The organism is Faecousia sp., from assembly GCF_048519415.1.
In the GTDB taxonomy this organism is placed as follows: Bacteria; Bacillota; Clostridia; order Oscillospirales; family Oscillospiraceae; genus JAZOXB01.
The window spans coordinates 1-20270 of the sequence record NZ_DBFZUT010000076.1 but is presented as its reverse complement, the minus strand read 5'-3'; the positions used below and the strand labels follow the sequence as shown (position 1 = coordinate 20270).

24 protein-coding genes are annotated in these 20270 nt (G+C 59.9%); 23 read left to right on the top strand and 1 reads right to left on the bottom strand.

What is annotated here, in order from left to right:
- The first annotated feature begins 7 nt into the window (after positions 1–7).
- The 3 genes from ACMKFF_RS08095 (at position 8) to ACMKFF_RS08085 (ending at position 2996) form a co-directional block, all read left to right on the top strand.
- Positions 8–1174 carry a phosphopentomutase gene (locus ACMKFF_RS08095; protein WP_349136364.1) on the top strand — a complete coding sequence of 389 codons (1167 nt, stop codon included), beginning with the start codon at positions 8–10 and terminating at the stop codon, positions 1172–1174.
- Positions 1175–1195: 21 nt separating this feature from the next.
- Entirely contained in the window at positions 1196–1618 is a 423-nt protein-coding gene (locus tag ACMKFF_RS08090; protein WP_419496609.1) for a cytidine deaminase, read from the top strand.
- A 103-nt stretch (positions 1619–1721) separates the two neighbouring features.
- Entirely contained in the window at positions 1722–2996 is a 1275-nt protein-coding gene (locus ACMKFF_RS08085) for a BMP family lipoprotein (RefSeq protein ID WP_419496608.1), read from the top strand.
- A gap of 137 nt (positions 2997–3133) precedes the next feature.
- On the opposite strand, the gene ACMKFF_RS08080 is transcribed toward ACMKFF_RS08085, so the two are convergent.
- Complete coding sequence (locus ACMKFF_RS08080; protein WP_419496607.1) at positions 3134–3835, bottom strand: ribulose-phosphate 3-epimerase; 702 nt, start codon at positions 3833–3835, stop codon at positions 3134–3136.
- Positions 3836–4300: 465 nt separating this feature from the next.
- On the opposite strand from ACMKFF_RS08080, the gene ACMKFF_RS08075 reads away from it, so the two are divergent.
- The 20 genes from ACMKFF_RS08075 (at position 4301) to tpiA (ending at position 20104) form a co-directional block, all read left to right on the top strand.
- The gene (locus ACMKFF_RS08075) at positions 4301–5815 is read left to right on the top strand and encodes an ABC transporter ATP-binding protein (protein ID WP_419496610.1); all 1515 of its coding nucleotides are present in this window, start codon (positions 4301–4303) and stop codon (positions 5813–5815) included.
- Positions 5812–6957 (top strand): ABC transporter permease, encoded by a 1146-nt coding sequence (locus ACMKFF_RS08070; protein ID WP_418468618.1) that lies wholly within the window; start codon positions 5812–5814, stop codon positions 6955–6957. The genes ACMKFF_RS08075 and ACMKFF_RS08070 overlap by 4 nt, the downstream gene beginning before the upstream one ends.
- Positions 6954–7898: an ABC transporter permease gene (locus ACMKFF_RS08065; protein ID WP_419496606.1), complete on the top strand. Its 945-nt coding sequence runs from the start codon at positions 6954–6956 to the stop codon at positions 7896–7898. The genes ACMKFF_RS08070 and ACMKFF_RS08065 overlap by 4 nt, the downstream gene beginning before the upstream one ends.
- Before the next feature lie 298 nt (positions 7899–8196).
- Positions 8197–8817, top strand: coding sequence for a uridine kinase (gene udk / locus ACMKFF_RS08060; protein ID WP_419496605.1), 621 nt, complete (start codon positions 8197–8199; stop codon positions 8815–8817).
- A gap of 145 nt (positions 8818–8962) precedes the next feature.
- Positions 8963–9745, top strand: a complete 783-nt coding sequence (locus ACMKFF_RS08055; protein WP_419496604.1) for a DeoR/GlpR family DNA-binding transcription regulator — start codon at positions 8963–8965, stop codon at positions 9743–9745.
- Between the two features lie 252 nt (positions 9746–9997).
- On the top strand, positions 9998–11188 hold the full coding sequence (locus ACMKFF_RS08050) for an iron-containing alcohol dehydrogenase (protein ID WP_349136379.1): 1191 nt from the start codon (positions 9998–10000) through the stop codon (positions 11186–11188).
- 11 nt (positions 11189–11199) lie between these two features.
- Positions 11200–11838 (top strand): phosphate propanoyltransferase, encoded by a 639-nt coding sequence (gene pduL / locus ACMKFF_RS08045; RefSeq protein ID WP_349136381.1) that lies wholly within the window; start codon positions 11200–11202, stop codon positions 11836–11838.
- A gap of 23 nt (positions 11839–11861) precedes the next feature.
- Positions 11862–12566, top strand: coding sequence for a hypothetical protein (locus ACMKFF_RS08040; RefSeq protein WP_349136383.1), 705 nt, complete (start codon positions 11862–11864; stop codon positions 12564–12566).
- On the top strand, positions 12553–12855 hold the full coding sequence (locus ACMKFF_RS08035; RefSeq protein WP_349136385.1) for a EutN/CcmL family microcompartment protein: 303 nt from the start codon (positions 12553–12555) through the stop codon (positions 12853–12855). The genes ACMKFF_RS08040 and ACMKFF_RS08035 overlap by 14 nt, the downstream gene beginning before the upstream one ends.
- Positions 12856–12906: 51 nt before the next feature.
- Positions 12907–14307 (top strand): aldehyde dehydrogenase family protein, encoded by a 1401-nt coding sequence (locus ACMKFF_RS08030; RefSeq protein ID WP_367926568.1) that lies wholly within the window; start codon positions 12907–12909, stop codon positions 14305–14307.
- 10 nt (positions 14308–14317) lie between these two features.
- Complete coding sequence (locus tag ACMKFF_RS08025; RefSeq protein ID WP_349136387.1) at positions 14318–15631, top strand: 4Fe-4S dicluster domain-containing protein; 1314 nt, start codon at positions 14318–14320, stop codon at positions 15629–15631.
- The gene (locus ACMKFF_RS08020) at positions 15628–16173 is read left to right on the top strand and encodes a BMC domain-containing protein (RefSeq protein ID WP_367926570.1); all 546 of its coding nucleotides are present in this window, start codon (positions 15628–15630) and stop codon (positions 16171–16173) included. The genes ACMKFF_RS08025 and ACMKFF_RS08020 overlap by 4 nt, the downstream gene beginning before the upstream one ends.
- Positions 16174–16218: 45 nt before the next feature.
- The gene (locus ACMKFF_RS08015; protein WP_367926571.1) at positions 16219–16494 is read left to right on the top strand and encodes a BMC domain-containing protein; all 276 of its coding nucleotides are present in this window, start codon (positions 16219–16221) and stop codon (positions 16492–16494) included.
- Between the two features lie 34 nt (positions 16495–16528).
- Entirely contained in the window at positions 16529–16804 is a 276-nt protein-coding gene (locus ACMKFF_RS08010; RefSeq protein ID WP_349136392.1) for a BMC domain-containing protein, read from the top strand.
- 3 nt (positions 16805–16807) lie between these two features.
- Complete coding sequence (locus ACMKFF_RS08005) at positions 16808–17080, top strand: EutN/CcmL family microcompartment protein (RefSeq protein ID WP_349136394.1); 273 nt, start codon at positions 16808–16810, stop codon at positions 17078–17080.
- A gap of 16 nt (positions 17081–17096) precedes the next feature.
- Positions 17097–17372: a BMC domain-containing protein gene (locus tag ACMKFF_RS08000; protein ID WP_367926572.1), complete on the top strand. Its 276-nt coding sequence runs from the start codon at positions 17097–17099 to the stop codon at positions 17370–17372.
- On the top strand, positions 17369–17656 hold the full coding sequence (locus ACMKFF_RS07995; RefSeq protein WP_349136398.1) for a EutN/CcmL family microcompartment protein: 288 nt from the start codon (positions 17369–17371) through the stop codon (positions 17654–17656). Before ACMKFF_RS08000 ends, ACMKFF_RS07995 begins: the two co-directional genes overlap by 4 nt.
- A gap of 41 nt (positions 17657–17697) precedes the next feature.
- Positions 17698–18462 (top strand): deoxyribose-phosphate aldolase, encoded by a 765-nt coding sequence (gene deoC, locus ACMKFF_RS07990; protein WP_349136400.1) that lies wholly within the window; start codon positions 17698–17700, stop codon positions 18460–18462.
- A gap of 130 nt (positions 18463–18592) precedes the next feature.
- A complete protein-coding gene (gene deoC, locus ACMKFF_RS07985; protein ID WP_367926652.1) occupies positions 18593–19321 on the top strand; it encodes a deoxyribose-phosphate aldolase in 729 nt (242 codons plus the stop codon).
- 33 nt (positions 19322–19354) lie between these two features.
- On the top strand, positions 19355–20104 hold the full coding sequence (tpiA, locus tag ACMKFF_RS07980; protein WP_349136401.1) for a triose-phosphate isomerase: 750 nt from the start codon (positions 19355–19357) through the stop codon (positions 20102–20104).
- Positions 20105–20270: the final 166 nt, after the last annotated feature.

Below are 20270 nucleotides of genomic sequence, written 5' to 3'. Positions count from 1 at the left end.
TACCAAAATGAAGCGCATTTTTCTGATCGTTCTGGATTCCTGCGGCGCGGGTGAAATGCCCGATGCCGCAAAGTTCGGTGATTTCGGCGTGAACACGCTCAAAAGCTGTTCCACGTCCAGCAAGCTGCACATCCCTACGATGGTGCACTGCGGCCTCGGTAACATCGAGGGCCTGTCCTTCCTCGGCACGGATCCCGCGCAGACGGGCGCCTGCGCCCGCATGGCAGAGGCCTCCATGGGCAAGGACACCACGATCGGCCACTGGGAGATCGCGGGCGTCGTTTCCCCGAATCCGCTGCCCACCTATCCCAACGGCTTCCCCGAGGAAGTGCTCAAGCCCTTCCGCGAGGCGACGGGCCGCGGCGTCCTGGCGAACGCACCCTGGTCCGGCACCGAGGTCATCGCAAAGTACGGCGCGGAGCATATGCGCACGGGAGACCTCATCGTTTATACGTCCGCAGACTCCGTGTTCCAGATCGCCGCGCACGAGGACATCGTCCCTCTGGAGCAGCTGTATGAATACTGCCGCATCGCCCGTAAGATCCTCGTCGGAAAGCATGGCGTCGGCCGCGTCATCGCCCGTCCGTTCATCGGCAACGAGAAGGACGGCTTCACCCGCACGTCCAACCGCCACGACTTCTCGCTCGAGCCGCCCGCGGAGACCATGCTTGACGCCATCAAGGCTGCCGGTCAGGATGTTCTCGCCGTCGGCAAGATCCACGATATCTTCGCAGGCCGCGGCCTGACGGACTATGTCTACACGAAGGGCAACACCGACGGCCTCGCCAAGACCATGGACTACTTCAAGCGCGATTTCCAGGGCCTGTGCTTTGTGAATCTCGTTGATTTCGATATGCTCTACGGCCATCGCCGCAACATCGACGGCTATGCCGCAGCTCTGACGGAATTCGACGGCTGGCTGGCGGAGCTTTTGCCGCAGCTCGGCGACGAGGACCTCGTTATGATCACGGCCGACCACGGCTGCGACCCCGCCTACACCCGCACGACGGACCATACCCGCGAGTATGTGCCGCTGCTGATGGCGGGCAAGCACCTGCGCCCTGTGAATCTCGGCACGCGCAAGTCGTTTGCGGACATTGCCGCGACCGTGACGGAGCTGCTCGGTGTTCCGTATCAGACGCCCGGCACGAGCTTTGCCACCGAGATTCTGTAATTTCTGAAAGGGGAGATTGCCATGACACCGGAAAAACTGCTGGAGCTTGCGCATGAGGCCCGCGAGCGCGCCTATGCGCCGTATTCCCATTATGCTGTCGGCGCTGCACTGCTGACGAAGGACGGCCGTGTCTATCAGGGCTGCAACATTGAAAATGCCAGCTTCTCCGCCACAAACTGCGCGGAGCGCACGGCCTTTTTCAAGGCGGTGTACGACGGCTGCTATGACTTTGCCGCCATTGCCGTGGTCGGCGGTCCTGCCGGGAAGCCTGCGCAGGCTCAAGACGAGCCGAGCGGCCCGTGCGGTGTGTGCCGTCAGGTCATGCAGGAATTCTGCGGCCCGGACTTCGAGATCCATATGCAGAAGGCCGGCGGCGGTGTGTTCACCGTAAAACTGCCCGAATTGCTGCCGTTCAGCTTTACAAAAGACAGTATGGAGGCCTGATTTTTGGCGCTTTTCACAAAAATTTTACAGCGCCTTGATTTTCACGCCAAATTGTGTAATAATTGCTTACGGCCTTGAGCCAAAATAAATGGAGGTTAAGAAAATGAAGAAACTCTTAGCAATGCTCCTTGTCCTTGCTATGATCTCCTGCCTGTTCGTGGCCTGTGCCAACAACGACAGCGAGACCGATGCTCCCACTGCTGCTCCCACGGAAGATACCAACACCGATGAGAGCACGGACGGCAACACCGATGCGACCGAGCCCGATGACAACAACGGCGACGTCAAGATCGCGATGATCACCGACTACGGCGACATCACCGACCAGTCCTTCAACCAGACCACCTATGAGGCTTGCCAGAAGTTTGCCGGCGACAACGGCTATGACTTCAAGTACTACAAGCCCACCGACAACTCCACTGCCGGCCGTGTTGCTTCCACCGAGCTGGCCATCGCTGACGGCTACAACGTCATCGTGATGCCGGGCTATGCCTTCGGCGGCACCATCGTTGAGGTCGCTCCGCAGTACCCCGATGTGAAGTTCATCGCGCTGGACGTCGCCAAGGGCGATCTGCTCGAGGCTGCTGTTGCCAACGCCGGTGAGACCTACGACTACAACCCCGACAACTGGAACCTCGCTGACTACGTCGACCTGAGCAACGTTTACTGCGCTGTTTATCAGGAAGAGCTCAGCGGCTACATGGCCGGTTACGCTGCTGTCTGCCTCGGCTACACCAAGCTTGGCTTCCTCGGCGGCATGGCTGTTCCTGCTGTTATCCGCTTCGGCTACGGCTTCGTGCAGGGCGTTGACGCCGCTGCTGCTGCCAAGGGCGTTAAGGGCGTTGAGGTCAACTACATCTACGGCGGCCAGTTCTACGGCGACGGCGACATCACCGCTGTTATGGACACCTGGTATTCCAACGGCACTCAGCTGGTCTTCGCTTGCGGCGGCGGCATCTTCACCTCTGCTGCTGAGGCTGCTCAGAAGGTCAACGGCAAGGTCATCGGCGTCGACACCGACCAGTCCGCTATCATCGACGGCGGCTACGGCGAAGGCATGACTGTTACTTCCGCTATGAAGGGCCTTGCTCCCACCACCATCGACACCCTGACCGATGTCATTGTCAATGGCAAGTGGGCCAACTACGCCGGCAAGATCGAGACCCTCGGCCTCGTCTCTGACACCGATCCTTCCGCGAACTATGTCCAGCTCCCGCTCGAGACCACGCAGTGGGAAGACGGCAAGTTCACTGTTGAGGATTACACCGCTCTCGTCGCTGATATGTTCAACGGCAAGGTGAAGGTCTCCAACGACACCACTGTCGAGCCGACCGTCTCCAACATCTCCGTGAACTACCTCGGCAACATCAAGGGCTAATTCCCCATAAGGAACCGCAAAAGGACGGGCTTCGGCCCGTCCTTTTTGTATGCCGACGCGTTCGGACAACGAAAGCTGCTCAGCCGAAAACCGGGCCGACCTATTACAAAGTCAGCCCGGCTATTTTCTTGCTTATCTTATTTTACTGCCCGCAGAACTGCAATATTGCGCTTTCCTATTACGGCGTACATTCTCTGGATGTTTTCGCTTAGAGAAGCGCCCTTCCAGAAGACGCTGGAGCTGCCGCCGGCGAACATCGTCGCCCCGGCCTGCCGCATTTTCTCCGCATTTTCAAAGCTGACGTTTCCGTCTACCTCGATCTCCAGATCCGGGTAGCCGTTTTCGTCCAGAAATGCGCGCAGATCGCGCAGCTTCTGCAGCATGGCCGGAACGAGCTGCTGACCGGCAAAGCCGGGATCGACCGTCATGACCAGCACGCCTGCCAGATCGGGCAGCAGATAGCGGATCACATCATACGGCGTCGCAGGATTGATCGCGAGCATCGGCTTTCCGCCCAGCGCGGCGATTGCACCGATCGTGCGATGGATGTGCGGCGTGCTCTCCCAGTGCACCGAGACATACTCGCCCGGCTGGATCGCAAAGCATGAGAGCTTCGTATCGGGCCGCGAGATCATCAGATGAATGTCCAGCGGGATCGGCGTCAGCTTGCGCAGCTGCCTGCAGAAATCCGTGCCCAGCGCATAGTTCGGCACGAATTCTCCATCCATGATATCGACATGCAGGGCGTCTATGCCGCACTGTTCGAAAACCTCCAGCGTCTGCGCCATGCGGGTAAAGTCAACGCACATCAGCGAGGGTAAAAGCTTGGGCGTGTTCATCGTTGCGATCTCCTCTTTGTTTCGGACTTCGGGATAGGTGCTTTGACAGGTCAGCCGTTATCTGTGCCGGAAATCAGCGCCGTGACCTCGGCTTCCGTCGGGATCGAGGTCAGCGCGCCCCGCCGCGATACCGTGATCGCTGCGGCGGCGTTGGCAAACGCGATACTGCGCTGTTCAAGAAAAGGGTGAAGCATGCGCTGAGCGGCGGACGGCTGTAAAAAAATAGTTCGACATATCCGGGACGGGCTTTGACCCGTCCTTTTTTTGATTCGTCAAAATGCTGCAAAATACATGCTTGCGCCCGGGGATAAAATACTACTTTTGGTCGAAATGCATAAAAAAATGAAAAAGTTGGCTGCGGGAGCTTTTTGTGTTTGAAATCAAACATGGAATTGATTATAATAGAATCTGAAACCATAAGAGAGGGAGGCAATCGGTTTGGGTAACGAACAGTATGCAATCGAAATGCTGAATATCACCAAGCGGTTCCCCGGTATCATTGCAAACGACAACATCACGCTCCAGCTTCGCCATGGCGAGATCCATGCGCTTCTCGGCGAAAACGGCGCGGGCAAGTCCACGCTGATGAGCGTCCTGTTCGGCCTGTATCAGGCGGAAGAGGGCATTATCAAGAAGGATGGCGTGGAAGTCAAGATCAATGATCCGAACGATGCCAATGCACTGGGCATTGGCATGGTGCATCAGCACTTTAAGCTCGTGGAGTGCTTCACGGTGCTTGAAAACATCATCCTCGGCGTGGAGCCGAACAAGGCGGGCTTCCTGCAGAAGGATCAGGCCCGGGAAAAGGTCATGAAGCTCTCTGAGCGGTATGGCCTGCACGTCGACCCCGATGCTCTCATCGAGGACATCACCGTCGGCATGCAGCAGCGCACGGAGATCCTCAAGATGCTCTACCGCGACAATGAGATCCTGATTTTTGATGAGCCAACTGCCGTTTTGACGCCGCAGGAGATCGATGAGCTCATGGACATCATGCGTGGCCTGGCAAAGGAAGGCAAGTCCATCCTCTTCATCTCCCACAAGCTCAACGAGATCATGGCCGTGGCGGACCGCTGCACCGTCCTGCGCAAGGGCAAGTACATCGGCACCGTGGACATCAAGAACACGACGAAGGAAGAGCTTTCCCGCATGATGGTCGGCCGCGATGTGGAATTTGCCGTCCACAAGGAGCCTGCCAAGCCCGGCAAGCCCATCCTGGAGGTCAAGGGCCTCACGGTTGCTTCGAAGCTCCACCACAACAACGCCGTCAAGCAGGTCTCGTTCAACGTGCGCGAGGGCGAGATCGTCTGTATCGCCGGCATCGACGGAAACGGCCAGACGGAGCTCGTCTACGGCCTGACCGGCCTCGAGCCTGTGAAGGAGGGCACGGTCACGCTGTGCGGTCAGGATATCACGAATATGCAGATCCGCAAGCGTTCCATCCTCGGCATGAGCCACATCCCGGAAGACCGCCATAAGCACGGCCTCGTGCTGGACTATACGCTCGAGGACAACCTCGTGCTGCAGCGCTACTTTGAGCCGCAGTTCGTCAACGGTGCGGGCTTCCTGAAGCGCAAGAACATCCGCACCTATGCCGAGCACCTCATCGACCAGTATGACGTCCGCTCCGGTCAGGGCCCCATCACACTGGCGCGTGCCATGTCCGGCGGCAACCAGCAGAAGGCGATCATCGCCCGCGAGATCGATAAGGACCCGCAGCTGCTCATCGCCGTGCAGCCGACCCGCGGCCTCGATGTCGGCGCCATTGAGTACATCCACAGGCAGATCGTCGCTCAGCGCGACAAGAACAAGGCCGTTCTCCTCGTCTCGCTGGAGCTGGACGAGGTCATGAGCCTCTCCGACCGCATCCTCGTCATGTACGAGGGCGAGATCGTCGGCGAGCTCGATCCGAAGAAAACGACTGTTGAAGAGCTCGGCCTCTATATGGCCGGTGCAAAGAGGGAGGTGCACGGGGCATGAAAAAGCGCAAGTCTCTGCTGCGCAGCGACAGCTTCCAGACCCTTCTGACCTCTCTGCTGTGCATCATTCTCGGCGTGGCCATCGGCTATGTCGTCCTGCTCATCATCAACCCCGCGGGCGCATGGAAGTCCATGTCCGCCCTGCTGAAGAATTTCTTCCATTATCCGGCGGGCAAGCTGCGCATGAAGTATTTCGGCCAGACGCTCGTCCGCACGGCGCCGCTGCTGATGTGTGCGCTGTCCATCCTGTTCGCCTATAAGGTCGGCATGTTCAACATCGGCGCGGCCGGTCAGTATGTCGCGGGCGCATGCGTCGGCCTTTATGCCGCGATCGCCTGGCAGCTGCCGTGGTACCTGTGCCTGCTGCTGGCTATTGCTGCCGGCGCGCTCCTCGGTGCCATTTCCGGTGCGCTGCGTACCTACTGCAATGTCAACGTTGTCATCTCCGGCATCATGCTCAACTGGATCGCCCTGTATCTGACGAACCTGATCCTGACAACGGTCAAGCACCCGAACAGCCCCTATACGAAGTCCCTGACGGCGGCTAACCCCTCGGCTCTCATCCCGAGCCTCGGCCTGAGCAAGCTGTTTGCAGGCGAGAAGACCGTGACCATTGCCATCCCGCTTGCCATCCTCATGGCGGTCCTCGTTTGGGTCATCCTGAACAAGACGAAGTTCGGCTATGAGCTGAAGGCGACCGGCTTCAACTTCAACGCCGCGAAGTACTGCGGCATGAAGGAAAACCGCAACGTCATCCTCACGATGGTCATCGCGGGCGGCCTTGCCGGTATGGGCGCAGGCCTGTACTATCTGACCGGCATCGAGGATTGGGAGACGACGATCTCCTCTGTTCCGGGCATGGGCTTCAACGGCATCGCCGTTGCCTTCCTTGGTGGTCTGAGCCCCTTCGGCTCCATTCTCGCCTCGTTCTTCATCCAGCATATCACGACCGGCGGCGGCAATGTCGACCTGACGGTCTATTCTCCGCAGATCTCCAGCCTGATCTCCAGCCTCATCATCTTCCTGTGCGCGTTCAGCGGCTTCCTGAAGGAGCGCCTGCAGGCCTCGCTGCGGAAGGGCGATGAGCGCCGTGCCGCGCGCGCCAAGCTTGCGGAAGAACAGAAAGGAGGTGCGCAGAAATGACACTGCTGATCCAGTATACGATCATTTTTGCCTCGGTCCTGCTTCTCGTCGCCCTGGGCGGCTGCTTCTCGGAGCGTTCCGGCGTCATCAACATCGGCCTTGAGGGCATCATGGTCATCGGCGCACTCGGCGGCGCACTTGTCATGAAATTCCTGCCGGTCTCCGTCGGCGCACCGGTCATGGTCCTGACGGTCATCCTCGCCAGCGCTGCGGCAGGCTTGCTGTACTCGCTGCTGCTTGCCATCGCCTCGATCACGTTCCGCGCGGACCAGACCATCACCGGCACGGCCATGAACCTGCTGGCAACGGCTGCTGCGACTGTCGCGGTCAAGGCTATGAACACGTCGATGTCCGGTGGCAACGACGTTTCCTCCGATATCTCCTACATCGAGCCGAAGAAGCTCTTCATCCTGAACATCGGCAAATTCGAGTTCAACTGGTTCATGCTGGTTGCCGTCATTGCACTGATCGTCTCGTTCGTTGTGCTGTATAAGACGCGCTTCGGCCTGCGCCTGCGTGCCTGCGGCGAACATCCGCAGGCGGCGGACTCCGTCGGCATCAACGTCTACAAGATGCGTTATGCCGGTGTCATGATCTCCGGCGTGCTCGGCGGCCTCGGCGGCATCGCTTTCATCACGGCCGGCGTCAGTGTCTGGAAGTTTGAATACGGCGTCGCGGGCTTCGGCTTCCTGGCCCTCGCCGTCATGATCTTCGGCGGCTGGAGTCCGGTGAAGATCGCACTGGCTGCGATCCTGTTCGGCTTCTTCCGCGCTCTGGGCAATGTCTACTCCAGCTTTGACTTCCTGCTCAAGCTCAACATGCCCAGCGTCGTTTATAACATGCTGCCCTACCTCGTCTCCCTCATCGTTCTGGCCTTCACGTCCAAGAAGTCCAGAGCCCCGAAGGCTGAGGGCATCCCCTACGATAAGGGTCAGCGCTGAGTCCTGATCAAACCGGTTCTCCTGCTCCCGCTTTCGGGGGCAGGAGAATCCCAGACTGTCAAAAAACCTGCACAGCCGAAAGTTTCGGAGGGAAGAAAAGCGTGAAAGGAAACCGTCAGGGTGTCCTTTCGCGTCAAATAACCCGCCGCAGCGGCAGAATTGCAAAATCATGCTGCAAAATTTAATTTTGCAATTCTGAAAGCAGCTTGTCAAAAAAGTCCCTTTGGACTTTTTTGACAAGCTGAATCCTTTGCACCGGGACATGCGCAGCCCGGTATTTCGATAGAGGAGAAATAGAATGTCAAATATCATTGTGCTGGGCATCGCAGGCGGCAGCGGCAGCGGCAAAACAACGCTGATGAAGAACCTGATCGCCCGCTTTCAGGACGATGTCACCGTGCTCAGCCACGATAATTACTATCGGCCCTATGACGAGCTGACCATCGAGGAGCGCCGCAAACTCAACTATGATCATCCGGACGCCTTCGACACCGACATGATGATCGGTCATTTGAAGGAGCTGAAGGCCGGGCACAGCATCGAGTGCCCCGTCTACGACTATGCGACCTATTCCCGCACGAACGAGACCGTTACGGTCGAGCCGCGCAAGGTCATTCTGGTCGAGGGTATCCTGATCTTTGAGAACCACGCCCTGTGCGATCAGATGGATATCAAGATCTTTGTGAATACGGACGCCGACGTCCGCCTCATCCGCCGCATCCGCCGCGACGTTGCCAAGCGCGGCCGCAGCCTCGATTCCGTGCTCGGCCAGTATCTTGCAACGGTCAAGCCCATGCACGAGCAGTTCGTGGAGCCGAGCAAAAAAAATGCTGATCTTGTCGTGCTCGAGGGCGGCAAGAATTTGGTCGCGCTCGAAATGATCATCGACCGCATCCAGCGCCACATCGACAGCAATTGAAGAAGGTCTTCTCGCCGGGCGGCCCATTCGGCCGCCCGGCGCTGTTTTTCTTTTCGGAATGGGATTGACAGCGGCCTTCCGGCGTGATATACTGCATATGAGCGATTTATGAGCGAAATTAACGTTCTGGTTACGGAGGTGCAGTATGAAAGCTTGGGAACGGGAGCGGCGGCTGCTGGAGCGGCTGCAGGAGCAGGGCTCGCTTGCGCTGACGGAGGCCTGCGCGCTGACGGGGGCATCCGTCGCAACGACGCGGCGCGATTTTGAGCTGCTGCAGGAAAAGGAACTGGCTCAGCGCACGCACGGCGGCCTGCAGCTTCCGAAAAAGGAGGAGCCGAAGGGCTATCTGCAGGGAACGGCGATTCTGAATCACACGGATGAGGAAAAATACCGCATCGCGCAGGAGGCAGCGGCCTCGGTCAAGGCAGGGGAGTCCGTGTTCCTCGGCGCGGGCAAGACGTGCAATATGCTGGCGTCCATGCTCCAGAACGTCGAGCGCCTGACCGTCGTCACGACGAGCATCACGGCGGTGCTGGAGCTTGCCGAGTGCCCGAATGCGTCCGTGACGCTGCTGGGCGGCGATGTCCACGCAGGGAAGAATTATATTGAGACGCTGGACCCGGACATCAGCCATGTGCTGCGCGGCTTTTACTTTGACAAGGTCTTCATCACGGTCGACGGCATCGATCTGGAGCGCGGCTACACCGTGAACAACAAGAATCAGATCGGCCTGTACACCCAGCTTGCGCGCATGACGCGCCGGTTTTACATTCTGGCTGACAGCGCAAAGTACGACCGCCGCGCCTTTGCCAGCGTTTTTCCACCGGAAAAGACCTGCCGCATGATCACAACGAGCGGCGCACCGCAGAAGTATCTGGACTTTTATGCCCGGCAGGGGATCCCCTGCACGGTACTGCCGTTTGAATGAGCGAAATATGAGCGATTGAAACCCGCACGGATGGAAGGGAAACCGGAAGATCTGCGCGGGTTTTTGCAATCGGGCCTTGGTATGTGAAAATATTTCCAAACGATTTTGGCTATTTCGCCGAAAAACAAAAAATCCTGGCCGATGTATTGACAGATCGCCAATTTTGTGGGATGATAGATGCCGTAAAGATGGGCGTAGTATGCTTGAGCGATTTTGAGCGATGCGCCCGGCAAACAAATGGAGATAGCAACTATGAGAAATGAAGGCATTGTTGAACTGTATGCCCCGCGCAGAACGCTCATCGGGCGCGACGGCATCACCAAGATCCCGCATTTTCTGCAGCGCCTGAGTTCGAAGTGCGTCCTCGTTGTGACGGATAAGGGCCTCATCAAGGTCGGCACCGCCGGAAAGGTCACGGCTGTTCTCGATAATGCGAACATCCAGTATGTGGTCTATGACGGCGTGGAGCCGAACCCCACGACCCGGATCGTTTATGACGCGCTGCATTTCTATCAGGAGCACCAGTGCGATGCGATCATCGCCATCGGCGGCGGCTCGCCGATCGATGTGGCAAAGGCCGTGAGCATCCTGTCCGCCAACGGTGGAAAGATTCAGGATTACAACGGCTACAACAAGTCGAAAAAGCGCGGTACGCCGATCATCGCCGTCAACACGACGGCCGGCACCGGCTCCGAGTGCACGCGTGCCTACGTCGTCACGGACGAAGAGACGAAGACGAAGATGCTCATGGTGGACACGAACTGCCTTGCGCATTTGGCTCTGAACGACCCGATGCTCATGGTCGGCATGCCGCCTTCTCTGACGGCTGCCACCGGTATTGACGCCCTGACGCACGCCATTGAGGCCTACATCTGCAATACGCACACGCCCTACACCGACGCTCTGTCTCTTGAGGCGGTCCGTCTGGTCTCCGGCTCGCTGCGCGACGCAGTCCGCGACGGCTCGAACATGGACGCCCGCACGAATATGTGCTGGGCCGAGTATATGGCCGGTCTTGCCTTCTCAAACGCGGGTCTCGGCCTCGTGCATGGCATTGCGCATCAGCTCGGCGGTTTCTACAACATCCCGCACGGCCTAGCGAACGCCATTCTGCTGCCGCGCGTGCTGGAGTACAACCGTCCCTACTGCATGGGCCGCCTTGCCACCGTGGCGCAGGCTATGGGCGAGAAGTGCGATAACCTCTCGGTCGATCAGGCCTCGAAGAAGGCCATTGAGGCCGTCCGCCGCCTGTGTGACGATGTGAAGATTCCGAAGCTCTGCGACACGAAATTCCGCATGGAGGACATCGACGTGCTGGCCGAGCATGCGCTGGAGGACACCGCCACGCAGACAAACATCGTCCGCCCGACGCTGGACGATGTCAAGACCATCCTTGCCAAGACGTATTACGAGGGCATCGTCCTGAAGACGGTGCAGAAATGAGGAGGCACGGCATGGAGAAATCTGAGGTCCAGAGAAAGGTCCAGCTTGCCACTTCGGAAGAGGTCTTCCGCAAAACGGGCCGGATCTTCGTTCCGGTCGCATCGTCTGCGCGCCATGTGCATCTGTGCCATGCGGATGTCGAGCGCCTGTTCGGACCGGGCCATCAGCTGACCGTGTTCCGCATGCTGTCCCAGCCGGGGCAGTACGCCTGCACGGAGCAGGTGACCATCGTCGGACCGAAGGGCCAGCTTGCCAAGGTCCGCGTGCTCGGCCCGGAGCGCAGCGCCACGCAGGTGGAGATCGCCATGACCGATTCGTTCAAGCTCGGCATCAAAGCGCCCGTCCGCATGTCCGGCAAAACGGCCGGAACGCCGGGATGCAGGCTCGTCGGCCCCGCCGGTGAGATCGAGCTTTCCGAGGGCGTCATCATCGCGGCACGCCATCTGCATCTTTCCGAGGCGCAGTGTGCGCTCTTCGGCCTGCGGGACGGCCAGCCCGTCCGCCTGCGCGCCGAGGGCGAGCGCGCCGTCGTATTTGAAAATGTGATCGTCCGCAGCGGCAAGGGCCATGATATGGAGGTCCACATCGACACCGATGAGGCCAATGCCATCGCCATGCGCGGGACCCCGATGATGGAGGTCCTTCCCTGACCGGCTGTGGGTAAGAGGTAGCTATGGATCGAGCACAGCTTTACAAGTTAACAGAGCTGATCGTAGCTGAGGTCGTCCGCCGCATTGCGCAGGAGGAGCGCCGCAGGCAGCACCCCGAGCAGGTGCTCGTGCTGCTGGCCGACAGTGTCTCCTTCCCGGAAAAGCTGCAGCAGACGCTGAACGAGCAGTTCGGCGTCGCCTACACGCCCGTGAGCATCCCGGAGACGAACACGTTTGCAGACGAGGCCCTGCTCTACGCTGGAAAGCTGGAGCCGGGCGGGCTGCTCGAGCGGGTGAAGGAGGCCAAAACGGTCATCCTCGTCTCGCCGCGGCTCGAGCTGCTGCGCCGCATCGCGTCCGGTGATGACGGCGACCCGCTGTCGCATCTGCTCGTGCGCGCTATTCTGTGGCAGAAGGATGTCCGGGTGTATCTCGACTATGAGCCGCCCCGCTTCCGCCGCAACACCTTCCTTGCAGATACCGCCGAGGCCATCGACACGCTGCGGCAGATGGCCGTTACGGTCTGCCCGTATTTCGCCGTGGCTCCGCAGGAGCCGGAGGGCACGGACCTCGTTACGGAAGCGGATGTTCTGGACGCCGCGAAGACGGAGAGCAAAACGATCCGCTGCCGCAGCGGCGCGATCATCACACCCGCCGCACGCGACGCACTGGCCGCGACCGATGTGATCCTGCGGTATGAAGGAGAAACAACACATGCAGCTAGCTAGAGTGAAGGGAACCGTCGTCAGCACGAACAAGGCCGAAAAGCTGAATGGGCTGAAGCTTCAGCTCATCAAGCCCATCGACATTGAGACCTGGCAGGAGAAGGGCGGCCTTCTCGTCGCCATCGACGCCGTCGGCGCAGGCGAGGGGGAAGTCGTGATGGTCGTCAGCGGCAGCTCGTCGCGCCAGACGGCCGTGACAGAGGGCAAGCCCGTCGACCTGAGCATTGTTGCCATCATTGATTCGGTCGACGTCAACGGCTCCCGGATTTTTGAGAAATTCAGCAGAGGTTGATTTCAGAAAACCAGCAAACGCGAATCTATATTAGAAAGTTGAGGATATGTTATGGCATTGACGAAAGAACAGATCCAGCAAATTGCCGCGCAGACACGCAGCAGCTTTGAGACGGGCTCGTTTGCCCCGACCGGCGTGCAGTGCCTGTTCGACGATGTGCATGACGCGATCGACACGGCCATCCGTGCCCAGCATCAGCTCATGGACATGTCGCTCGAGGAGCGCGGCAAGCTGATCGAGGCCATGCGCGTCTGCGCCCGGGAGCATGCCGAAGAGCTTGCCATTCTGGCGCACGAGGAGACCGGCTACGGCAAGGTGCCTCATAAGATCGCAAAGAACCTCCTCGCTGCGAACAAGACCCCCGGTATTGAGGATCTGCACCCCACGGCGTTCAGCGGCGACAACGGCCTGACGCTCGTTGAGACGGCCCCCTATGGCGTTATCGGCGCCATCACCCCGTCCACGAACCCCACCGCCACCATCATCAACAACTCCATCAGCATGATCTCCGCGGGCAACGCCGTGGTGTATAATCCCCATCCGGCAGCAAAGCGCGCCTCTCAGAAGGCCATGGAGCTGCTCAATGAGGCGATCGTGAAGGCGGGCGGCCCGAATGGCCTGATGACCGCTGCGAAGGAGCCGACGCTCGATACCTCGAAGGTCATTATGACCCACAAGGCCATCAAGATGCTGGCCGTCACCGGCGGCGAGGCCGTTGTCGGCGTGGCCATGAAGTCCGGCAAGAAGTGCGTTGCCGCAGGCCCGGGCAATCCCCCTGTCATCGTCGACGAGACCGCCGATATCGCGCAGGCTGCCAAGGACATCGTCGACGGCGCGAGCTTCGACAACAATGTCCTGTGCGTGGCCGAGAAGGAAGTCTTCATGGTCAACTCCATTGCCGACTCCCTCATGAACACGATGGAAAAGTGCGGCGCTTACCGCGTCTACGGTGAGGATATCGACAAGATCGTCCGCACCGTGCTCATTCAGAAGGACGGCAAGTATGTCATCAACCGCAAGTTTGTCGGCCATGACGCAACGTACATCCTCCGCGAGAGCGGCGTGCAGTTCAGCGGCGATCCCGTGCTTGTCATCGCCGATGTCGACCGCTATCATCCGTTTGTCGAGGTCGAGATGCTCATGCCGGTGCTCGGCATGGTCCGCGTGAACAACTTCGACGAGGCGCTGGACGAGGCCTTCCGCGCAGAGCATGGCTGCCAGCACTCCGCGATGATCCATTCCTCCAACGTGCACAACATGTCCCGTGCGGCCCGCCGCATGAACACGACCATCTTCGTCAAGAATGCCCCGTCCTACTCCGGTCTGGGCTTCGGCGGCGAGGGCTACACCACGCTGACCATCGCCACCCCGACCGGCGAGGGCCTGACGAGCGCGAAGTCCTTTACGCGCGCAAGACGCTGTGTGCTGAAGGGCGACTTCCGCATCATCTGAGGCGGACGGGATGGAGCTGAATAAACTGGTCTGCGACGCCGGTATTCTCGGCGCGGGCGGCGCGGGCTTTCCCACCCATGTAAAGATCAACTGCAAGGCCGAATTCGTCCTCGCAAACGGAGCCGAGTGTGAGCCGCTGCTGCGGGTCGACCAGCAGGTCATGCAGTATTTCGCAGCCGATGTCGTGCGCGGCATCCGCGCCGTGAAGGAATTCACCGGTGCGAAGCGCGCGGTTATCTGCCTGAAGGAGCATTACCACGCTGCCGTTGCCGCGTTGCAGGAAGTGCTGAAGGACGCGGACGATGTGGAGCTGCATCTGCTGCAGGGCTATTATCCTGCGGGCGATGAGCAGCAGATCGTCTACGAGGTCACGGGCCGTGTCGTACCGACCGGCGGTCTGCCGCTGGATGTCGGCGCGGTCGTGTGCAACGTCAGCACGCTCACGAATATTGCCGCCGCGCTCGACGGCAAGAAGGTCACGGAGAAGTATGTCACGGTCGGTGGCGCGGTGAAGAACCCTGTCACGCTCCGCGTTCCGGTCGGCATCTCCCTGCAGGAGCTCATGGACGCCGCCGGCGGTCCCACCTGCGACTGCAAATACATCATCGGCGGCCCGTGCATGGGCCGGGTGGTCGACACGCTGGATATCCCGGTGACGAAGACGACCGGCGGCCTGCTGGCCATCCCGAAGGATCACCCCCTGCTGGAGCGGAAGTCTCCGAAGCTCAATCTGCAGCTCATCATGTCGGTCTGCTGCCAGTGCTCCATGTGCACGCAGATGTGCCCGCGCAACGCGCTCGGCCTGAATGTGCAGCCGCATAAGGCCATGCGCAGTCTGGCAAGCGGCGGCGATCTGCTGGGCGAATTCAACGGCATCTTCTCCTGCTGCAACTGCGGACTATGCACCTATTACGCCTGCAACTTCGGCCTGAAGCCCTCGCAGGTGATGCAGACGCTCAAGTCTGCCATTGCCTCGAAGGGCGTTCGCCCCCGTAAGGAGGTCTACGGCCCGGTGGACGGCGGCCTGGAGAACAAGAAGGTCCCGGTCGAGCGTCTGATCGCGCGCCTCGGCATCGCGGAATACGACGTTCCCGCGCCCATGGCGGAAAAGCCCCTGACGACGAGCTGCGTGCGCATCGCGCTGCGCATGGGCGTCGGCGCTCCGAGCGTTCCGGTCGTTGCGGTCGGGGATAAGGTCCGCAAGAACCAGCTCGTGGCCGACATCGCGGAGAAGAAGCTCGGCGTCAAGATGCATGCCAGCATCTCCGGCGTCGTGACGGACATCACCGCCGACTACATTGAGATAAGGAAGGCTGCCAAATGAATGCACTGGGTATGATTGAAGTTCAGAGCATCCCGCTCGGCGTCAACGCCGGCGATGCGATGCTCAAGGCCGCGACGGTCCAGCTTGTCACGGCGCAGCCGGTCTGCGCGGGCAAGTACATCGTGATCGTCACGGGCGAGGTCTCCGCCGTCAGCGAAAGCGTCGCGGCAGGCAAGGCCGAGGCCGGTCAGCGCCTGATCGACAGCATGGTGATCTCCCATGTGCACGAGCAGGTGCCCCGCGCCATCAACGCCTGCAACGAGATCGGCGAGGTCGCTGCCATCGGCGTTATGGAGGCCTACAGCCTCTGCGCAGCCGTTGTCGCAGCCGATGCAGCCGTGAAGGCGGCTGATATCCACCTGATGGACGTTCGTCTCGGCCGCGGCCTGGGCGGCAAGTCCTTCATCACCATGACGGGCGACGTTGCTGCCGTGCGCGCTGCCATCCATGCCGCCGAAGGCATGCCCGAGGTCAAGGGCCTGCTGTCGGAGAGCGTTGTGATCCCGCACCCGCATCCCGATATCGTCAAGTCCCTTTATTAAGCGTAAAAATATTTTCACATACACAATCATTGGAGGTTTTTTATCATGAAAGAAGCATTAGGCATGATCGAGACCCGCGGCCTGATCGGTGCTGTCGAAGCAGCCGATGCCATGGTCAAGGCAGCAAACGTTCATCTGATCGGTGAGCAGCAGATCGGCTCCGGCCTCGTGACCGTCATGGTCCGCGGCGATGTCGGCGCTGTCAAGGCCGCTGTCGATGCAGGCGCTACCGCCGCGAAGCGCGTCGGCGAGCTGTACGGCACCCATGTCATCCCGTCCCCGCACGACGACGTGGAGAACATCCTGCCCACCCTCGGCTGATTTTTTCAGAATTGATTTACGGAGGAAATAACCTATGAAACTCGCTCTTGGTATGATTGAGACCCGCGGCCTGATCGGCGCTGTCGAAGCAGCCGATGCCATGGTCAAGGCAGCTAATGTTCATCTGATCGGCAAGCAGCAGATCGGCTCCGGCCTCGTGACCGTCATGGTCCGCGGCGATGTCGGCGCTGTCAAGGCCGCTGTCGACGCAGGCGCTACCGCCGCAAAGCGCGTCGGCGAGCTGTACGGTACCCATGTCATCCCGTCTCCGCACGACGACGTGGAAGCCATCCTGCCGAACATCGGTTAAGCTATGTATATCGGGGAAGTCGTCGGCTGCGTCGTGGCGAGCGTGAAGGAGGAGCGGCTGGAAAATATCCCGCTGCTCGTCGTTCAGCTCATTGAAAAAGGCGTAAAAACGAAGATGATCGTGGCTGCCGACGCGACCCGGCAGGCCGGTCGCGGGGACTTTGTCTTCATGATCGGCTCCAAGGAGGCGGCGCGCATGTTCCGCAAGACGGTGCCTGCGGCCGACTCGGCGATCGTCGGTTTTATCGACTCGTACAATGTCAGAATTAAAGAATAATCTGGAGGAATAACCTATGAAACTCGCTCTTGGTATGATCGAGACCCGCGGCCTCATCGGCGCTGTCGAAGCTGCTGATGCTATGGTCAAGGCAGCCGATGTGCATCTCATCGGTGAGCAGAAGATCGGCTCCGGCCTCGTGACCGTTATGGTCCGCGGCGATGTCGGCGCTGTCAAGGCTGCTGTGGACGCAGGCGCCACCGCTGCAAAGCGCGTCGGTGAGCTGTACGGCACCCATGTCATCCCGTCCCCGCACGATGACGTGGAGGCTATCCTGCCGAAGCTCGGATGAAGCTGGCCAGGGTCGTCGGGAACGTCGTCTCTACGGTGAAGGATGCCTGCTACACCGGTCAGAAGCTGATGATCATCGACTATATCGACGAGAACGGCAGTTTGACCGGGAATCAGGCCATCGCCTTTGACGTGGCGGACGCCGGGATCGGAGATACGGTCCTTGTGAATGTCGAGGGCGGCTCGGCGAACATGTTCCTCGGCCGCTCCGTCATCGCCGATCTGACGATCTGCGGTGTCATCGATCACATCACGCTCGACGGCGAGACCCGGGAATACCACTGAGGTGACGCATTCCCACATTCCACGAAACAGGTGAGATGGATATGGATATCGAAGCGATCCGGAAACAGGTGGAGCAGCAGGTCATGCAGTATTTCCATCTGGAACCGACGGTAACGGACGCGCCCTATGCCGGCATGGTCACGGGCGTGGACGTGATCTCCCATCTGGAGCACTCTCTTCTCAACCCCGACACGACGCTTGAGACCATCGAGCGCGAATGTGCCGTCGCACGGAAATACTCCGTCGCAGCGGTCTGCGTTGCACCGTACTATGTACCGGCTGCGCGCGAGATCCTGCTCGGCAGCCCCGTCGCCGTCGGCACGGCCATCGGGTTCCCGCACGGCTGCATGTCGCAGGCCGCCAAGCTGGCGGAGCTGCGCGAGTGCATGGCCAACGGAGCCACGGAGGTCGACGTCGCCCTGAACGTGCTGGCCATCAAGTCCGGCCGTCTCGATGTGGCGCAGCGTGAGCTCGATGAGCTCGTGCGCTGTGCGGTCGGCAAGGTCCAGCTCAAGGCCGTGTTCGAGCATGCGCTCTACACGCCGGAGGAGAAGCGCGCCGTTCTGCAGATGCTGCGCAGCAGCGGCGTGAACTATGTGAAGATCCAGAATATGCTCAGCGGCCACGGCGCCCGCGTTGAGGATGTCCGCTTTGCCAGCGAGATCCTCGGCCGCAATGTCGGCATCAAGATCGACGGCGGCATCAAAACGCTCGCGCAGGCAGAAGAACTGCTTGCCGCAGGCGCAACGCGCCTTGGCCTGACGGCCACGGCGAAGATCGCCGAGGAAGCGCTGAAAAACGCATAAACGATACGAAAGGAAACGACTTTCAATGGATATCAATGAAATTATCAGACAGGTAACGGAGGAGATCTGCTCCAAGTACGGCGCGCAGACCCAGACGCCCGCCGCCGGCGACGGTTATACCCCGGCAGACATGGCCAAGTACATTGACCATACCTACCTGAAGCCGGAAGCCAGCGTCAACGAGATCCGCAAGATCTGCGACGAGGCCAAGAAGTATCACTGCGCCAGCGTGTGCGTGAACCCCTCCTACATTCAGTATGTCGCCCAGCAGCTCGAGGGCAGCGGCGTGACGCCGTGCTGCGTCATCGCTTTCCCGTTCGGCACCAGCACCCCCGAGGCGAAGGCCTTCGAGGCCTCCGACGCCGCCTCCAAGGGCGCTCGTGAGATCGACATGGTCATCAATGTCGGCGCCATCAAGTCCGGCGACTGGCTGCTTGTCAAGCGCGACATCGAGGGCGTTGTCAACGCCGTCAAGGGCCGTGCCAAGGTCAAGGTCATCATCGAGGCCTGCCTCCTGACCGACGAAGAGAAGGTCAAGGCCTGCACCGTCGCGAAGCTCGCCGGCGCTGCCTTCGTGAAGACCTCCACCGGTTATTCCACCGGCGGCGCTACCGTCGAGGATGTCCGCCTGATGCGCGAGACCGTCGGCCCCGAGATGGGCGTCAAGGCCTCCGGCGGCGTTCGTACCTATGACGATGCCGTTGCCATGCTCAAGGCCGGTGCAAACCGTCTGGGCTGCAGCTCCACGATGAAGATCGTCAGTGGCGTGAAGGAAGACGAGCATAAGTGCGTTAACTGCGGCAACTGCAAGAACCAGTGCCCGTCCGGCAACGTCGAAATCCGCAAGAAGCTGTATTAATTCCAAGCGCAACATAGAAAGGATCTGACCCCCATGAGAAAACCCATGATCGCGGGCAACTGGAAAATGAACAAGACGCCCGCTGAGACTGTCGCCCTTGTCGAAGACCTGAAGAAGATCCAGGTCCGCACGAAGGCGGAAGTCGTTGTCTGCCCGATGACCGTCAGCCTGTTCGCTGCCGCAACGCAGCTGAAGGGCACAGACATCAAGCTCGGTGCGCAGAACGTCCATTTTGAGGACAAGGGCGCTTTCACCGGCGAGTGCAACATCGCCAGCCTGAAGGAGCTCGGCGTCGAGTATGTCATCCTCGGCCATTCCGAGCGTCGTCAGTACTTCGCCGAGACCGACGAGACCGTCAACAAGAAGGTCCTGAAGGTCCTGGCCGAAGGCCTGAAGCCCATCGTCTGCGTCGGTGAGAGCCTGCAGCAGAAGCAGACCAACATCACGAACGAAGTCGTCTGCATGCAGACGAAGGCCGCTCTGTGCGGCGTCAGCCCGGCAAAGGTGACGGATGTCGTCATCGCCTATGAGCCGATCTGGGCCATTGGCACCGGCATGACCGCCACGGCGACGGACGCCAACCGCACCATCGCCGCCATCCGTGCTGCGATCCGCGAGCTGTTTGGTGACGCTGCCGACCAGGTCCGTATCCTCTACGGCGGCAGCATGAATGACAAGAACGCGACCGAGCTGATGAGCCAGCCTGAGATCGACGGCGGCCTGATCGGCGGCGCAAGCCTTGTTGCCGAGAAGTTCGAGAAGGTTATCAACTATCACGGCTGATCCTCTTCAGAATAACGAGCAGAAGCCCCGGTGCATCGCACCGGGGCTTCTGCTTGTCAAAAAGGTCCCTTTGGACTTTTTCGCCATGCTGCTTTCAGAATTGCAAAATAGAATTTTGCAGTATTATTTTGCAATTCTGCCGCTACACGATCCTTCCCTCCGAAAC

What these genes read in the sequence shown, in the direction of transcription:
- udk (WP_419496605.1), top strand. Translation starts at nt 8,197, where the DNA reads ATGTCAAATATCATTGTGCTGGGCATCGCAGGCGGCAGCGGCAGCGGC.
- pduL (WP_349136381.1), top strand. Translation starts at nt 11,200, where the DNA reads ATGGAGAAATCTGAGGTCCAGAGAAAGGTCCAGCTTGCCACTTCGGAA.
- ACMKFF_RS08065 (WP_419496606.1), top strand. Translation starts at nt 6,954, where the DNA reads ATGACACTGCTGATCCAGTATACGATCATTTTTGCCTCGGTCCTGCTT.
- tpiA (WP_349136401.1), top strand. Translation starts at nt 19,355, where the DNA reads ATGAGAAAACCCATGATCGCGGGCAACTGGAAAATGAACAAGACGCCC.
- ACMKFF_RS08085 (WP_419496608.1), top strand. Translation starts at nt 1,722, where the DNA reads ATGAAGAAACTCTTAGCAATGCTCCTTGTCCTTGCTATGATCTCCTGC.
- ACMKFF_RS08050 (WP_349136379.1), top strand. Translation starts at nt 9,998, where the DNA reads ATGAGAAATGAAGGCATTGTTGAACTGTATGCCCCGCGCAGAACGCTC.
- ACMKFF_RS08055 (WP_419496604.1), top strand. Translation starts at nt 8,963, where the DNA reads ATGAAAGCTTGGGAACGGGAGCGGCGGCTGCTGGAGCGGCTGCAGGAG.
- ACMKFF_RS08020 (WP_367926570.1), top strand. Translation starts at nt 15,628, where the DNA reads ATGAATGCACTGGGTATGATTGAAGTTCAGAGCATCCCGCTCGGCGTC.
- ACMKFF_RS08095 (WP_349136364.1), top strand. Translation starts at nt 8, where the DNA reads ATGAAGCGCATTTTTCTGATCGTTCTGGATTCCTGCGGCGCGGGTGAA.
- ACMKFF_RS08015 (WP_367926571.1), top strand. Translation starts at nt 16,219, where the DNA reads ATGAAAGAAGCATTAGGCATGATCGAGACCCGCGGCCTGATCGGTGCT.
- ACMKFF_RS08025 (WP_349136387.1), top strand. Translation starts at nt 14,318, where the DNA reads ATGGAGCTGAATAAACTGGTCTGCGACGCCGGTATTCTCGGCGCGGGC.
- ACMKFF_RS08070 (WP_418468618.1), top strand. Translation starts at nt 5,812, where the DNA reads ATGAAAAAGCGCAAGTCTCTGCTGCGCAGCGACAGCTTCCAGACCCTT.
- ACMKFF_RS08090 (WP_419496609.1), top strand. Translation starts at nt 1,196, where the DNA reads ATGACACCGGAAAAACTGCTGGAGCTTGCGCATGAGGCCCGCGAGCGC.
- deoC (WP_349136400.1), top strand. Translation starts at nt 17,698, where the DNA reads ATGGATATCGAAGCGATCCGGAAACAGGTGGAGCAGCAGGTCATGCAG.
- ACMKFF_RS08040 (WP_349136383.1), top strand. Translation starts at nt 11,862, where the DNA reads ATGGATCGAGCACAGCTTTACAAGTTAACAGAGCTGATCGTAGCTGAG.
- ACMKFF_RS08000 (WP_367926572.1), top strand. Translation starts at nt 17,097, where the DNA reads ATGAAACTCGCTCTTGGTATGATCGAGACCCGCGGCCTCATCGGCGCT.
- deoC (WP_367926652.1), top strand. Translation starts at nt 18,593, where the DNA reads ATGGCCAAGTACATTGACCATACCTACCTGAAGCCGGAAGCCAGCGTC.
- ACMKFF_RS08010 (WP_349136392.1), top strand. Translation starts at nt 16,529, where the DNA reads ATGAAACTCGCTCTTGGTATGATTGAGACCCGCGGCCTGATCGGCGCT.
- ACMKFF_RS08080 (WP_419496607.1), bottom strand. Translation starts at nt 3,835, where the DNA reads ATGAACACGCCCAAGCTTTTACCCTCGCTGATGTGCGTTGACTTTACC.
- ACMKFF_RS08035 (WP_349136385.1), top strand. Translation starts at nt 12,553, where the DNA reads ATGCAGCTAGCTAGAGTGAAGGGAACCGTCGTCAGCACGAACAAGGCC.
- ACMKFF_RS08075 (WP_419496610.1), top strand. Translation starts at nt 4,301, where the DNA reads ATGCTGAATATCACCAAGCGGTTCCCCGGTATCATTGCAAACGACAAC.
- ACMKFF_RS08005 (WP_349136394.1), top strand. Translation starts at nt 16,808, where the DNA reads ATGTATATCGGGGAAGTCGTCGGCTGCGTCGTGGCGAGCGTGAAGGAG.
- ACMKFF_RS07995 (WP_349136398.1), top strand. Translation starts at nt 17,369, where the DNA reads ATGAAGCTGGCCAGGGTCGTCGGGAACGTCGTCTCTACGGTGAAGGAT.
- ACMKFF_RS08030 (WP_367926568.1), top strand. Translation starts at nt 12,907, where the DNA reads ATGGCATTGACGAAAGAACAGATCCAGCAAATTGCCGCGCAGACACGC.